Genomic DNA, 15,415 nt, shown 5'->3' with positions numbered 1-15,415 from the left:
ACTTATAAACCTCGCTCAATATTTATTTGCGCTGCTCTAGTTTTCCAATGCGCTTCTTTTTCTGCGTTAAACTGTGTACGATTAATTTCGGAGTCTTTTAATTTATCATGAAGAATTGTATCATTGCCTGGACCTCGGTGCTCCATTCTTGTCAACTCAGCTAATGGGCTTTCCATTTTCTGTCCAATGTGGTGTAACTCGATTGGTTTACCATCAACTAATGGAGCTTTCCCTTCAGCCATACGCTCTAAATTAGTTTGTCCAAACGCGTCAACTGCATCATAATCAATATCGGTCCGTTGAAGTACCTCACGCCCATTGATTTCTTTTAACTCAAGTTCAGCATTCTTATAAATCGCAACCTCTGCTTCACTTGCATTTTCAATCGCCTCATTAACTGTTTTAAACTGAGCATCATTTTGTACTGGCTGCTCAATTCGCAATGCCTCTCTATACCCCTGATCTATCCCTTGACTATTAAGGGTCTCAACCGCATCTTCAATATTTGGAAAAGTCTGCTCTATTTGTGCCAATTCCTTTACAGCAACCTCCGCAACCTCTGCAACCTTCTCAGCTGTTATAGCTACAGCTTCTATTACTACCATTGAATTAATTCCTCCTCAATCCAATATGCAAACTGTTTATGCAAGTTCTCATCATAACCATTCGTTAATTGGATTAATGTACGATATATTAATTGTTGTGTAACAGCATTCCAATTCCATTTCAAAAATTGATTTTGAATTGAACTCTTACACTCTTCATATAACGCCCTTGCATTCTCTATAGGTTCTTTCTCTAAATCTATAAGCTTAAAGATTCCCGATTCTATTAAATATGCGGATAACAGGACAACATCACCATCTACAACATTTCGTTTTGTTTGCATCCACATATTCGCTGGTTCTGCAAATAATTTTCTCTCAGCGGCGATTATTAATTGCGGATAAATCCGTGTACTTCTCTGAACATCAAATTGCATTAACTCTTTTTTGGACCACTTGTAATCAATATTTTCAAGTAACCTTGTAAAACAATAATTCACTTCTTCACAAGTACCTCGATAGCCCTTAAAATACGTTTTTTCTTTCAAGTATTTCTTCAAAATCCCCAATAATAGCGCAGAAACAAATATTGATTGTTGCATAGAAGGAATCGTATAACCAAACTTCTCTACAATTTTTAAAATATACGCTTTATTTTTTTCTAAAACCTGATTAAATTCCAGAGTATCTCCATATAAAATATTGAAATAGAAACGACGGAAATGGTTTAATAATTGTTTTTCTAAAACACTGTCTTGAGACAAAATATGATCTGCAATTGGATGAACTAACACATCATTTTGGATAAATGCATTATATTCTCTAGCATTTTCTTGTAAAGCTTCTAAAGATGTAAACTTCACTTTCTCTTTGATAGAGTCCACCTTTACATATGCTGCATTATACATACCACTAGTGAAAAACAAGACTTCTCCTCGTTTTAATTGTGATAAGAATAATAAATCATTTTCTTTCGATATTGCTAGAGATTGTGCAACATATTCAGCATCGTCTTGAGATACTAGTCTATGTATAATCTTAGTGTCTGTATTTTTCAAAGCATCCGGTGCTAGTTTAGTTGGAACTTGATCGACTATGATAATCCCTTCACCTCGTGAACGAATTTCACTTAATAAGTTACAGAAGTACTCTACTGCTTTTCCTTTTGTATTAGCTATTTCCGGATTCTGACTCTCACTATGATTTTTAAATAATCTATGCGCTTCTTCTATAACCGTAAAATGCTGCAATTCAGCATCAATAACTTCTTCACTTGAAACTTTTAATTGCTCAGATAATCTAATAAAGAACAATCCAATTATAAGTGCTTTATCATCCTCATCCGCTATTTCTTCAAGCTCTATTACAGTTGGATACTTTAATAAATCTGCAAAATCAAACGTTTCAACGGTATTAAGCAACTTTCCTTTACTACCTGTCATTAAGCTTTTCAATCTCGTTAAAAGCGCTGCACGAATATTCGACTTTTGTTCTTCAGCATAACCTGATTTTGATAAGTATTCATCTATTTCCTCGTAGAGTAGCTCTAACGTTGGATAATGCTCATTTAACAATCCATCTGTAGCATAAATATTTTTAGATGTATTTAAGTCCCAGCCCATCTTTTGATAAACAGCGTATAAACACTGTTCTAAAATATTTGGCATTGAAGCATACATAGAAAATGCAGACATAAATACAGCCTTTAATGAGTCAATATGGCTCATTACCGAAATTCCATTTGGAAAATAGAATGGATTCAATCTAATAGGCGACAGTTGCTCATTACCAGGTGTAAATACTTTTATATTTGGAATAAGGCTCGTCAAATGGCGATATTCTTGCTTAGACGGTTCTATAATTAAGAACGGCACAGGACTATTTTGAAGAAGTGACATAATTGTATTTGTTTTCCCACTACCTGTAATACCACTTATTAAGCAATGTTGTCGTATATTAGCGTACGGAATATAAACTTCTTTACTAGTAATCTGATTTCTTTGAAATAAACTACCTAATTTCCATGCCTTATTTTTCTCACAATTGTATTGAACACTAACTTCAAAATCATTTACTACCTTTATTTCATATCCATCATATGATTGGCTGGGAAGTCTATACAATACTGATAACTCTTTCGAATGTAAAACGTTCGAAATTGGTGAACAGTACCCTTTCAAATACGAAAAAGTATCAATTTCATATGGAATGGTTGCACTTTCCATATATCTTCTTAAATTTTCTTGCTGATAAAGCGTTACTAGTTGTCCATGTTTTTCAATCATTGTTGCAGCACTCAATGCACCAACTGCATTTTGAAGTACACTTTCCTCATCCGCAGATACATATATAACATTTTGGAATAGTCCTATCGATTTTGCTAAATGCTGCCTATCCATGTGATATTTTAATAACTCACAATACTGCTCTACAAGGTAGCTCGCATACTCTATTGATTCATCTGTAGAATAATCTGTTCCGCGAGTAGTACTTTCATTAGTCGATTCATTTTTGCTTATTACAACCGCATTCCCTCCGCGTGAAATGTTTTCTCCTTTTTGTACTTGAGTGCTTTCTGATTCTGATATAGACTTTTGTATTTTTTGTTTTGGAAACCATTTTGCATATTCCTTTTCAAGTGCAACTAAAATTTCTGAGTCATCCATTTTTTGCGAAACCATACAAACTGAAAATCTTTTCATATAATTCGCTCTAAGAAATAATGATAACCAAGAAACACTATTTTCATTTTCTTCATCGAATGTCGGCATACAAGATATAGCACCTACATGATTATATGTAGGTATTACATTTTCTTTATGATTAAATGTCACACTTGGAATACTTGAAAGTAATGTATTCCTACATACTGTCTCTTGATAATCAGAGAAGCCAATAGATAGCTTCCCTGATCCATTTCCTGATATTAATGTAATTCCCCGTCCTTTTGCCGCTGTCAGCATTAAAGAAAACCGTACAGCTACATCTTGTAGCTGCTTCTCAAATGACACTTCACTATCTGACTCTAAAAAAATTTCATTGATTTCCTGAAAAGGTAATGTGACAGGCTCTTCAGTGCATTCTCTTAGCTTAAAAGAAGCGCTATTAAAAAACTTTTTTTGTTGCATTTGAATAACTTCCATATCTTCGAAACTTCTCATTACAGTAGTCACCCTCTATCAATTAATCATCCATTTACTATTTTCTCAAACTGTCTCTCTGAATCACTAATTGCTTTTAGTAATTTGACTTCCATTTCTTTACGGCGTACTACTAAAGCTGTTTCAATAGTAGTTCTCTTAAGTTCACCTCGGGTCCTTGTCTTTGTTGAACGCGTATCTATCGGTGACTCACTACCTTTAATATAGACTTCTTGTGTTTTTCCTTGTATATCTAAAATTTTTATTATCGCGCACGTCATTCCGGCTACAATTACAAATGTGAGCCCTAGAGTCTTTGCACCTACGAGAAAACTTAGTTCTTCCACTGTTGCGAACTTCACCCCTGTCACTATTGCTGCGCTAACCGCCCCCGTACATATAGATATTGGCGTTATATTTTCAGTAATTATAGCCGGTAATTCCTTTTCACGACGTTTCTCAAATCTTTCTAATGCAGATACCTCTCGTTTCTCTAGCTGGATTGGCTCTGGAAATACCTCCCGTTTCTCTAGCTGGATTGGTTCTATAGGTACCTCTGGCATTAACTTTCTAAATCGTTCCATTAAATCATCAGCTTGTGCAGGTTCAAAGCGCTCATCTAAGTAGTTTCCAACATCTCTTCTAATTTCTTTCAATAATCCTCTTGTATAACTATTGATACTTGCGACTTCATTTTTTATAAACCCTTGTATGGACTCTTCTGAAGCACCTACTTTAATATTTTTGAGATTAGTATAGTTATGATCCAAAAACTGCTGTATGTTATACTCATATTTACGGAAATCCATTAAACCAGCTCCACTTCTTCTAATCTTTGAACCTCTAAATTTTGAATCTCTAGGTATTTCTCAGATACCTGGTCACTAATCCCTATCAAATACAATCTGCGCACATCTAAATTTTCAATTTGTTGCTGTAGCCCTGTTTTACTTTCTCTACTCTGTTCTTCTAATTTATTTAATTGTTGTTGTTTCCATTGACTATAGTATTTAATTCTTGTGTCTAATAGATGTTTCTGTATTACATTTTCCACCAAACTAGGTATTTCATCGTATGTTTTCCCTCCCATTTTACGGAGGCTCTGTATCAATTCACCGTGTGTTTCTTCAATCCCCATTCTTACCTCATGACTTACATCTTCAATAAAAGCATCCGTATCAAACACCTCACGACGTTCCTCTTTACCAATCCAACTTTTTAGCCAATTGCGAAAACCAGGTATTCTCTCCGTGCTTGTACGTATGATTCTTCTATATTCAATATCCTCTTCTACACTCTTTCTTATACCCTCAACAGAATTACCTCTAAACATCTTCTCAATTTCAATTTCTAATTCACGAATTATTTCTTGAAGATCAAAGAAAGAGGATTCTGTAGCATCTATTTCTAATTTCTCTTCATAAATTTTATTAAACGAACGCTCCATATCACTAAAGATTTCAGCACATTCTTCAACAACCTTTAACAGCTCTTTTTGAATCAATTCAAAGTTTTTCTGATTAGATGATTGCTTCGTAGTTTCTACTTTAGCATCCATTAAAACAAAGAAATCATTTGCGACTTCTTCTGAATTATAGCGCGTTAATTTTCGTTTATCAGATCTCCACACCCTTTGCATTTCACCTAACCAATCTTCGGCTACCATAGGAGCATCTTCATCAAAACGTTTTCGCATCTTATTCATCAACGTTTTCTTCTGTATATCCGAGCTATCCTCTACCATCTCTTCCACAGTATTTTTAATGTCTTTCTTCAACTTCCGAATACTTGAATCGAAAATATCTTTTAACTCTTCAATTTTCCCATTAAACTCATCTGTACCTTGTTTCAACTGAGTTTTTGTCACTTGTAAACTTTCATTAATGGATCGTAACTCTACGTCTAAAGCACGATGATACTTTTTAAAGATATCTTCAATTAAATACGAATTTTTTTCTTCGAAGTACATACCTAAACTATCTTTTACTGCATGGATTTGGCTTACTTCCTTTATAAACGGTATATCACTCTCTTGAATCGATCTTCCAGATACCGGATAACCCTCTTGATCCACAAATTTAATCGTTTCATCCTTACGAATATCCTCTAAGTTTATGTATCCATTCTCATACATCGCTGTTATCAAGCCAAAATAAGATGATACTTTAAAGATTTTCGGTGTACTAATAACTCCTTCAAGCACTTTATGTAATTCCCAATATGCTTTCTCAACTTCCGCCTCAGGATACTGATCTAATTTATTTACAGCAAAGAAAATATGTCGATCTGAATTATCTATCGTACTTCTCTTTGCATTCTCCACGTACTCTTTAATTACACGCATGAAGTTAACTTCACCGACTGTTGTTGGATCTATAATAAATATAACTGCATTCACACTTGCTAAAATTGAAGAAGTAATTTTACTATGTGCTTCATATGGTGCGAAAAGACCAGGTGTATCAATTATTTCCACACCATTTTTACATAATTCAATTGGCCAATATACATCAACCGAACTAATATCATTCTCTACAACAAGTTCATCATCTTCAATACGATTAACTGCTGTATATCGTTTCAGTTGATCTTTCAATTCAAACGAGCTAAATATTTGACCTTTTTCCGGAAACTCCATGATTGATCCATCACGATAATTAATAACTACTTTTGGCTCAGTTCCATATCTAACCGTTGTTATTGCAGCAGTTTCTACTAAAATACTTGTAGATAATAAATCAAATTCTAGTAAGCTATTTATAAATGTTGATTTCCCAGCGCTAAAAGGTGCTACTACCCCAATTTTAAAAACTCCATCATTCAATCTCTTAAGATTCTCCTCAAATTCCATTGATTGGAGAATGCTTTCTGATATATTTGCTTCAGCAACTTTTTCTTCCATATATTTTTTTGTTAAGTCTAATTTAATTTTCGTTGTTTCAATCATTTTGTCACTTCCTCTACTTTATTTAAAATCTTCAATAAGCCACTTGATCTTAATATTTCTTCATTCCAATTATCAACTTTATATTTCGGCATTGGATAACCCTTCTCGTCTAATATAAGCAGTTCCTCGTCCTTTTCTAATACCCCTTTAGGAAAGTTCCTCTTCTCATATACACTCTCGAAAAACGGCATCAGACGTTGATTTAAATCCCGATTCAAAGATGCCTCATCCGGATTAAGAACAATTACATTCACATTGCTATGACAACTTAAAATGTCATTAGCCTCGTTCAATGCATCCACTGCAACAAAAGATATGACACCCGAATTATTACTCATCACTTCGAATTCGGATTGTTTATTAAAAATAGCCACACTACATCCTAATTTTTGTTCAATCTCTTCTATAATTATTTCTGGAATATTCTTACCAATAACTGTTGGAATTGATGAATTTCTCAATAATAACAGTTTATTTTCTGACCAAAGAACAAAATATTGTTTTAATGTATCAATGCCTAAAAATTTATTAAATAGCAGCATGTATTCATTATTATTATTTAATTGCTTAATGCTACAGTACTCTTTCACTTGTTCATTCCAAAATATAAACCGATCATCTTTATTCATATAAGCTTCATATCCTGCTAGGGACATTGAAATAATATTAGGATTATGAATAAATTTCTGTAATGATTTTTCCAAATCTTTCTCAATCAATATTAGGTCTGCATCCTTAACACGTTCCCTATCGATTAAAATAAATAGAAAGCTTTGATCATGAGCACCTTTGTCTTTTAACATTTGTACTTGTTCAACTAACCAAACATTATTAGCAAAATGAGTATTTAAGAGAAAGACGGAGTAATGTGAACTCTCCTCTAAAGAGTCATCACCAAACGTTTTCTTATCAAATTGAAATCCTAAATCTTCATTCATGTCTTCATTCATGTCTTCAATCATGTACATGAAACGATCAAACTGCTCGTCTTTTTTTGTATAAACATTAACTTTCAATTTTTTCACCTCACAAAGTTCCGTCTCCTATAAGAGGAAGTACTTTCATTTCTAATTAATAAATTGCGCCGTGGTTTCATTGATCAAGAACTTTTCAACTTCTTGAATCCCACTCATAGATTCCATAATTTTTAAATCACCCTCTACAAGCCCACGCCCACTAATAATTTCTAAATCTTTTTTCACATATAATGACTGATCACGCCGAATATCATCCATTGTCAAATAACTTGCTTGGCAATATCTAGCTCGACTAGCAAAGTAAGATGAAACAAAAAATATCTTTTCTGCCTCAATTTGATTTAAAATTCCCTGTCGAATCTCTTGCTCCAATTTAATTCGATCATCTTCTTTAGGAACTAAATCCATTTTATTAACTACTAAGATACATTTTTTATTGTATTTCTTTTGGAATTCTTTAATCTTTTCTATATATGGCTGAAAACCAATTTGTAATGGATTTAAAAGATAAATAACAATATCTAAGTTTTTTATATACGCTTCTGTTATATCATCATGCTCTCTTATCTTTCCGAACAAGCCTGGTGTATCGATATACTGTATGCGCTTATCCCTCGCATAATGGGGTAACATAACTTCAATAGTCGAACATTTTTCAAGTTCTAAATCTGTCGTTATTAAGCTTAACCTCTCTTTGAAAAGATCAGCACTCTGATATTCTTCATAAGTAAAAGCATATTTAAGATGACTCTTATTCGTAATAATATAGCGATCATCATACGATATTTCAGTAACTTTTGCTGTCTTCACTAATATATCCTCTTGTAATAGCGGCATGTGCAATAGACTATTCATAAAAGCAGATTTACCATATGTAAATGGGCTAACAACTCCTACTCTTAAATCACATGATTTTGCTCCAAAATATTTACATTGAATATACTCATCTGCTTTTTTTCTAGACATGCTACGATAAGCTCCAACAATATCTTCTTTTTGCCCTTCGCTATACTTCTCCCAATTCTTATTAACTTTCCAAGCTAATTTTTTATGCCAACTCTTTCCTGAAAAATTAAACACAAATTCTGATTCATCCATGCTTGAAAGGTCAATAAATACTTTATCCACTCTATTCCAGTTCATCTCTTTCACTTTCAATTTCAATCTACGAAATAGCTCATCACTATTTTCCCAGCTAATTTCTTCATTCAGACCTAAAATAGAACTAATAAACTTTGACTTATCTTTCAGAATAAAATCTTGATTTGTAAAATAAATTACATATTCCTTCTTGTTACCATCTTTAATAACAAAATATGACGAATTTCCAAAAGATATATGGATTGCTCTGATTCCATCATATCCTTGCTCAAAACAAGACACCCTCTGTAGTAGCCCACTAATTGGAAATACATTTCTAACTCCTTGAAGATTTTTATAAACATGATCAAGAACAAATAGTCGACACCCCGGGATACCATACTCTTTTAAAATTGTTTTTATAGTATCATCAAAATTGTTTTCGTCATATATAATAATTTCCTCATTTAAAAACCAATCTTCACCGGTTTCAATCTTATATAATCTCGAATCTAACAATAAAAGATTCATATTTGATCCTCCATTTAAATAACCATGCATTTACCAAATGATAACTATATTAAAAAGATTTAATAGTGACTCATTTTTAAAATTTCACTATACCTTAGTCCTATTCATACTTCCCCAACATCTTCCCCAAACTCTCCTTCAGCTCCTCGCGAAACTCCACTGGCTTCAACACCTCAACAAAAGGTCCTTGGCTTAGTAACCACATTTTGATTCCCTTACCAAATACTTTCGCTTCAATGATGGCACCATCTGCGTCTTGAGATACGACACGTGCAGTTGGGAGGCGATCTAATACAGCTTGTAGTGATGCGCCTGAAAAACGGAATGTAAGATCCATTAACGGCCCTGAATGCATAAATTGAATTTTCTTTCGAAATTCTCCTTCTTCAAAACGATCTGTATAGTTAACTTTAAAATGCTCCTTTTGAATTTCATAGTTTGTAATTCGGTCCATTCGATAAATCGTCGGAAATTCAAAGTCACGTTCTACTGGAAAAGCCGCTAAGTAAAAATAATACTCAGAAAATAGAATTCCTACTGGTTTTACTTGTCTTTTAGTTGCTTCTGTTGCCGCTTCTTTTTTATATTCCATTTCCAACAACTTCTTCGTTCTAACCGCATCACTAATATCCCATATCATTTGAAGTAAAGAACATTGATGTTGTAATGGCTCATAGTGATGACGTTCATTTCGCATAACATCTTTAATAAAATCACGATCTTTCGGTGCTGATTGATTCATAATTTTATCAAGTAACGTATTCATTTCATTCTTTGAAAAAGCTCTTGTTTCTAGCAAAACTTTTCCTAATGATAGGATTTCTTCTTTGCTAAGCCATAAATCACTACTACGTGACAAATGAACTTGTTGTTTTTTATCGTCCTGTTCTAATTGTAATGAATTACCCGAATTCATTTCTAAATACAACTCTATTTCTTCTAAATCTCTTTTAATTGTTTTCGGATGAACTCCAAAATTGTCTGTTTCATCTTTCTTTATTAACACGTTCCCCTTACATAGACGATCATATAAAGATAAAAGTCTTATTGTTTTTTTCTCACGTTCGTTCAAATTTTTCACCAACCTTCATAAAAACATAATATAACATTATTTAAAAATAGATGTTTCAACTACAGAATATATCCTTATTCTTCCACTTCGTTACACGATTACTATACCATATGAGGGTGGACAACTTTTGTCCGTTTCTAATATTTTTTTGAAAGACCCATGACAAAATTTGTATAATCATTCCAGCAATATGATTATACTATTTTTTCCTTATAAAAGGATATATCTGGTCCCCAATATTATAAAAATATGAACTTCGATTTTTTTAAATTCAACTACTTTCTTTTATTCAGCCAAATTTGAAGGGGATACAAATAACAAGATAAAAAAAAGAGGAGAACCTAACTCCCCTCTCCCTTTCTATAAATACTCTCCCGTCCATCCATCTTCATCCGCAATTGATCTTCCGTCAACGTTAACTCTACATTTCTATACTCACCTGAGTTTTGCTTTACTGCGATGATGTATGTATTGTCTCCATTCTTTGGCTCAGAGCTTACATAAAATTTATATTGCGGGAGTCTGCCACCACCTGGCTGTTCCTGTGCAACAATTAACTCACCACTTCTTTCTCCTTCACCTAATATGAAAGCAATGTCATCTCCACCGCTTGTATTAACCCAGTCACCTTCTATCTGTGTGAATGGTATTTTTGTTTTTGTATTGTTTGATTGCTCGTTTTCACCTGTATATGTTTCTCTTTTATCAACAGGCTCATAGTAGTTCATAAATTCTTCTTTCGTTATTTGTGTAAGTGAGAGGGTTGCTGCTCCATACCCTTGTCTTATTAACTCAATGTTCTCGTCATCTATTACATTTACACGAACATTAAATGGTGTGAATGTTTCTAAGTTAGATTTCGCTTCATAGATGCGCAAACTAATCTTTTTCTCATCACTCTCTTGTTGTTTGAATAAGTATGTAGCGTTTTCTTCACCGTTATAAACGGTGATTTCACCTTTTTTATCTTCAGCTACACGAATTTCAACATGACTATCCTTACTTTTGTCTACCCAATAACCATCTATATCTAATAGTGTTACAGCGTTTAGTTGTTCGTCTTCTACTTCACTAGTTTCTACCGAAGTTGCTACTTTATCATCCTCTGAGAAAAATGAATTTTTCATCATAAGTATCGCTGTTATTACAATGATTGCTCCGATAATACTGAATAGAATAAAGTTCCCTTTCTTCCTATTATCTGTTTGTTTCGGAACTTGTTCATCCTCTTCCAGACTACCTCCACATGAGACACAAAATCGTTCGTTCCCAGACCTTTCCTTACCACAATGTCCGCAAAAACGATTCCGTCCTTTCTTCGGATCCACACGTTTTAACAATTTATCTATCATGCCTTGTCCAACTAATGTTCCACTAAATACATTCAAGGCTGTTTCTTTCTGTTCTGGAGTCATGCTTCCCCACTGTGAAGAACCCTTAGTATCTGAAGTAACTTTTACATGATCATTTCCTTGCGCTTCTACATTTACAAAATTCGCATCCGGACCATGGTATGATAAGTTATTCGTTACGTCTCCGTCTGGCGCTGTTCTTATATGGCCTTTCACCGCTACCATATCTGGATTGACCGGCTTTGCATCTGGACCATGATACGACAAGTTATTCGTTACGTCTCCGTCTGGCGCTGTTCTTACATGGCCTTTCACCGCTACCATATCTGGATTCACTGGCTTTGCATCCGGACCGTGATATGATAAGTTATTCGTTACGTCTCCGTCTGGCGCTGTTCTCACGTATCCTTTTACCGCTACCGTTTCTGGATTCACAGGTTTCGCATCTGGACCGTGATACGATAAGTTATTTGTTACGTCTCCGTCTGGCGCTGTTCTTACATATGATTGTACATGTTGTACGTTCGTTCCTTTAGTTATATGCGCATCTGAAGAATGTACAACTGTTTCTCCTGTAACAGCGTGTCCATCAACCATTCCTGGTTCTGCGACATAAACATCTCCACCAACATGCATTTTTAAAAATGGCAAAATGAAAGAAATGATAATAAGAGGTACGCTTCCCATAATTCCAAGAGCTGCATAACTACTATAATTATGACCATACAACCAAATTAACGTTGTTCTTATGCCAATAAACCCTAAACCCGAAACAATAATAGACTCCATTAATTTACTAGGTGAAGAATCATAGGCTAAAGAAGCACTAGTAGGATCAAAACTCATTCTGGCTAGTAAAATAGCCGCAATTCCATATACAAGCAATCCAGCTAAAAAAGGCCTCCAATTTTTTAGCACAAACTGAATTCTCATAAAAAAGAGAACGAGCATAACAATAAAAATAATTGGTGCTAAAAAAGGAAGAATGACCGATATTATGCCTAGTATGAGCATAAAAAATAGCATTTTCTTCAATAATTTAAATGATGTAATAATAAAAAATAAAAATAATCCCAAACCAAATAATCCTGGATGGATATACCCTAAAAATAGACTGATAGGAAATAATGTTATCGCTATTTTATGATGGTTGGTTTCTTTCTGACTTGCAATCCATTCCTCCATATTTTATATTCCTTTCTTATTGGTTCATAAACCGTTTTCATCCTTATCGATTATATACCACTTTTTTAGAATTTATATATATACATTTAAATTAAAATAAACCTGTAGTTCCCCGCAACCAATACCACATCAGAACCCCCGCCCCATGCCTCCCGGTCTTGTTAATTTTCTCCAATAATATTCAACAATTTCTTGCGGATATTTATCTAAAATTTTATTAGCAAACAGATCTAATTTTGCACTAATCCCATCAGTAACATTTTAGATAATGACTTTGAAAAACATTATTGAAAATATTCAGAATTTTCACTATAATACTCTTAATATATTAAAAAAGGGGTGAATCTATGTCTCAGATTGAAACTGAAATAAGTCAATTTGGATACAAACAAGAATTAAAGCGAAGCCTTGGTTTAAAAGAGCTGACCATTTATGGCATGGTCTTTATGGCTCCATTGGCGCCGATGCAAGTGTATGGAATGGTAGCACAGCAAAGTTTTGGTATGTCATGTTTGGTGTATATCGTAGGGGTAATTGCCATGTTGTTTACTGCCTACAGCTATAGCCATATGGCAAAGGAGTTCCCTATATCTGGATCTGTATATTCGTACATCCAACGTGCAGTAAATCCGCATGTTGGATTCGTAGCAGGCTGGATTATCCTTGCTGACTATGTGCTACTGCCTGCATTGTTGTATTCGATGACTGGAAACTGGATGACCGGAATTTTTCCTACTGTCCCTTCTTCGGTATGGGCGTTGCTGTTTATTGCTATTAATACGTATATTAATATCCGAGGAATCACAGTTACTTCTCGAATGAACATGATTATGTTTTATGTACAAGTCGTCGTCATTGCAGCCGTATTGATTGTTGGTATTAACTATGTGTTTATAGGAGGTCACGGCACTGGTGGATTTACCCTTGATCCATTCTTCCAATCTGAACATTTCAATTTTGGATTGATTGCTACTTCAACTACAATCGCCGTCCTTGGTTTCTTAGGTTTTGATGGGATCAGTACGCTGTCGGAAGAGGCGACAGAACCAAGAAAAACTGTTGGAAAGGCAACGGTTCTTTCTATTGTATTTATCGGATTTTTCTTTGTGGCTCAAGCGTATATCGCACATTTGATTCATCCAAACTATGCCAACCTTGATCCAGATTTAGGGTACTTTAATATTTTGAAAGAAGCTGGTGGTACCGCCTTTTACATAGTAATAATCCTTATCAACGTAGTTGCTATAGCCGGAGCAGTAAATTTAAACTGTATGGCAGCAACCTCTAGAATTCTCTTTTCTATGAGTCGTGACAATCTTCTACCATTTTCAAATGTTTTTAAGAAGATTCACCCTAAATATCAATCACCAGTCAATTCAACTTATTTGTCTGCCATCATATGTGCCGTTACTGTTCTCGTGTTACCAACAGAAACAATCTTAATGTTTGTTAACTTTGGGGCCGTTACTTCATTTATGATTTTAAATTTATGTGTTTTTTGGTACTTTTTCTTTAAAAAGAAAAATCGTGGTTTGAAATCTTTTATATATTATTTGGTTATGCCTTTAATTGGTTTTGGCATTGTTACTTTTGTTTGGTCAGGATTTACCCTCAAGACGTTTATTTTTGGTGCTTGCTGGTTGGTTCTCGGAATTACGGTAGGAGCAGTTAAATCAGGAGGATATAAAATAAAACCACCTGCATTCCGAGAGTAATACAATTTAATGGAGGAATGGCATATGAGATTGTTAGGGAAAGTTGCGATTGTAACAGGAGCTGGAAGAGGCATTGGCGCAGCTATTGCAAAACGATTCGCTAAAGAAGGAGCGAAAGTCGTGGTGAGTGATATCATCGACCAAGGAGCGGATGTCGTAGAGGAAATACAAAATGCTGGTGGCGATGCTGAATTTTTCCGTATAGATGTTTCAGATTCCAATCAAGTTCAAAATTTAATCAATTATACTGTGGAACATTTTGGCGCTTTACATGTTATTTGTAATAATGCGGGGATAAATGTTCCTGGGAAAATTGAGAATATTACGGAAGAGGTGTGGGACCGAACGATGGATGTAAATGTGAAATCCATGTATCTTACGACCAAGTTCGGTATCCCTGAACTGAGAAAAAGTGGTGGCGGATCTATCATTAATTTAGGATCTGTAAACAGCTTAGTTGCAGAGCCTATGTTATCTGCATATGTGGCTTCCAAAGGAGCTATATTAATGCTTACCAAAGCCATAGCGTTAGATTATGCTAAGGAAAACATTCGTGCCAATTGTATTTGTCCAGGTTGGGTGAATACTACCATTAACGATGCACATGCGAATTTAATGGGTGGTATTGAAAATGTACTAAATAGTATTGATGACTTCCAACCGATTGGTCGTGTCATTCATACAGACGAAATTGCGAATGTAGCCTTATTCCTTGCCTCAGATGAATCATCAGCAATGACTGGTAGTGCTGTGGTTGCAGACGGTGCCATGACAGCTAAATAAAAAAGGTAATCACATATTAGATATGACTAATGTGTGATTACCTTCTTATTTTTAAACAGTACGAATTTATTTCAAACCTACACTTGAA

General features: G+C 34.4%; 10 protein-coding genes. 2 read left to right on the top strand and 8 right to left on the bottom strand.

From position 1 onward, the window contains the following. Positions 1 to 2: 2 nt before the first annotated feature. From COC96_RS10810 to COC96_RS10775, 8 genes are all read right to left on the bottom strand, one after another. A complete protein-coding gene (locus tag COC96_RS10810; protein WP_098269584.1) occupies positions 3 to 605 on the bottom strand; it encodes an HNH/ENDO VII family nuclease in 603 nt (200 codons plus the stop codon). Further along, positions 599 to 3,706, bottom strand: a complete 3,108-nt coding sequence (locus tag COC96_RS10805) for an ATP-binding protein (protein WP_225316049.1) — start codon at positions 3,704 to 3,706, stop codon at positions 599 to 601. Before COC96_RS10805 ends, COC96_RS10810 begins: the two co-directional genes overlap by 7 nt. A gap of 26 nt (positions 3,707 to 3,732) precedes the next feature. Further along, positions 3,733 to 4,494, bottom strand: coding sequence for a hypothetical protein (locus tag COC96_RS10800; RefSeq protein WP_098269582.1), 762 nt, complete (start codon positions 4,492 to 4,494; stop codon positions 3,733 to 3,735). After that, positions 4,494 to 6,632 (bottom strand): dynamin family protein, encoded by a 2,139-nt coding sequence (locus COC96_RS10795; RefSeq protein WP_098768773.1) that lies wholly within the window; start codon positions 6,630 to 6,632, stop codon positions 4,494 to 4,496. The genes COC96_RS10800 and COC96_RS10795 overlap by 1 nt, the downstream gene beginning before the upstream one ends. Then, positions 6,629 to 7,657, bottom strand: a complete 1,029-nt coding sequence (locus COC96_RS10790; RefSeq protein WP_098768772.1) for a hypothetical protein — start codon at positions 7,655 to 7,657, stop codon at positions 6,629 to 6,631. The genes COC96_RS10795 and COC96_RS10790 overlap by 4 nt, the downstream gene beginning before the upstream one ends. 42 nt (positions 7,658 to 7,699) lie before the next feature. After that, positions 7,700 to 9,220, bottom strand: a complete 1,521-nt coding sequence (locus tag COC96_RS10785; RefSeq protein WP_255287983.1) for a dynamin family protein — start codon at positions 9,218 to 9,220, stop codon at positions 7,700 to 7,702. A gap of 100 nt (positions 9,221 to 9,320) precedes the next feature. Then, complete coding sequence (locus tag COC96_RS10780; protein ID WP_141536085.1) at positions 9,321 to 10,292, bottom strand: helix-turn-helix transcriptional regulator; 972 nt, start codon at positions 10,290 to 10,292, stop codon at positions 9,321 to 9,323. 341 nt (positions 10,293 to 10,633) lie between these two features. Further along, a complete protein-coding gene (locus COC96_RS10775; protein ID WP_098768771.1) occupies positions 10,634 to 12,829 on the bottom strand; it encodes a hypothetical protein in 2,196 nt (731 codons plus the stop codon). A gap of 347 nt (positions 12,830 to 13,176) precedes the next feature. On the opposite strand from COC96_RS10775, the gene COC96_RS10770 reads away from it, so the two are divergent. Then, positions 13,177 to 14,544, top strand: coding sequence for an APC family permease (locus COC96_RS10770; RefSeq protein WP_098768770.1), 1,368 nt, complete (start codon positions 13,177 to 13,179; stop codon positions 14,542 to 14,544). Between the two features lie 24 nt (positions 14,545 to 14,568). Further along, positions 14,569 to 15,327, top strand: a complete 759-nt coding sequence (locus tag COC96_RS10765; RefSeq protein ID WP_098768769.1) for an SDR family NAD(P)-dependent oxidoreductase — start codon at positions 14,569 to 14,571, stop codon at positions 15,325 to 15,327. Positions 15,328 to 15,415: the final 88 nt, after the last annotated feature.

The sequence above is a fragment of the Bacillus cereus genome, assembly GCF_002577405.1.
Taxonomy (GTDB): domain Bacteria; phylum Bacillota; class Bacilli; order Bacillales; family Bacillaceae_G; genus Bacillus_A; species Bacillus_A cereus_AU.
The sequence above is the reverse complement of the archived record's forward strand: the minus strand, read 5'-3'. Positions and strand labels throughout refer to the sequence as shown.

Coding starts and splice junctions, on each gene's coding strand:
- COC96_RS10805 (WP_225316049.1), bottom strand. CDS start 3,706: ATGAGAAGTTTCGAAGATATGGAAGTTATTCAAATGCAACAAAAAAAG.
- COC96_RS10770 (WP_098768770.1), top strand. CDS start 13,177: ATGTCTCAGATTGAAACTGAAATAAGTCAATTTGGATACAAACAAGAA.
- COC96_RS10810 (WP_098269584.1), bottom strand. CDS start 605: ATGGTAGTAATAGAAGCTGTAGCTATAACAGCTGAGAAGGTTGCAGAG.
- COC96_RS10800 (WP_098269582.1), bottom strand. CDS start 4,494: ATGGATTTCCGTAAATATGAGTATAACATACAGCAGTTTTTGGATCAT.
- COC96_RS10785 (WP_255287983.1), bottom strand. CDS start 9,220: ATGAATCTTTTATTGTTAGATTCGAGATTATATAAGATTGAAACCGGT.
- COC96_RS10795 (WP_098768773.1), bottom strand. CDS start 6,632: ATGATTGAAACAACGAAAATTAAATTAGACTTAACAAAAAAATATATG.
- COC96_RS10775 (WP_098768771.1), bottom strand. CDS start 12,829: ATGGAGGAATGGATTGCAAGTCAGAAAGAAACCAACCATCATAAAATA.
- COC96_RS10765 (WP_098768769.1), top strand. CDS start 14,569: ATGAGATTGTTAGGGAAAGTTGCGATTGTAACAGGAGCTGGAAGAGGC.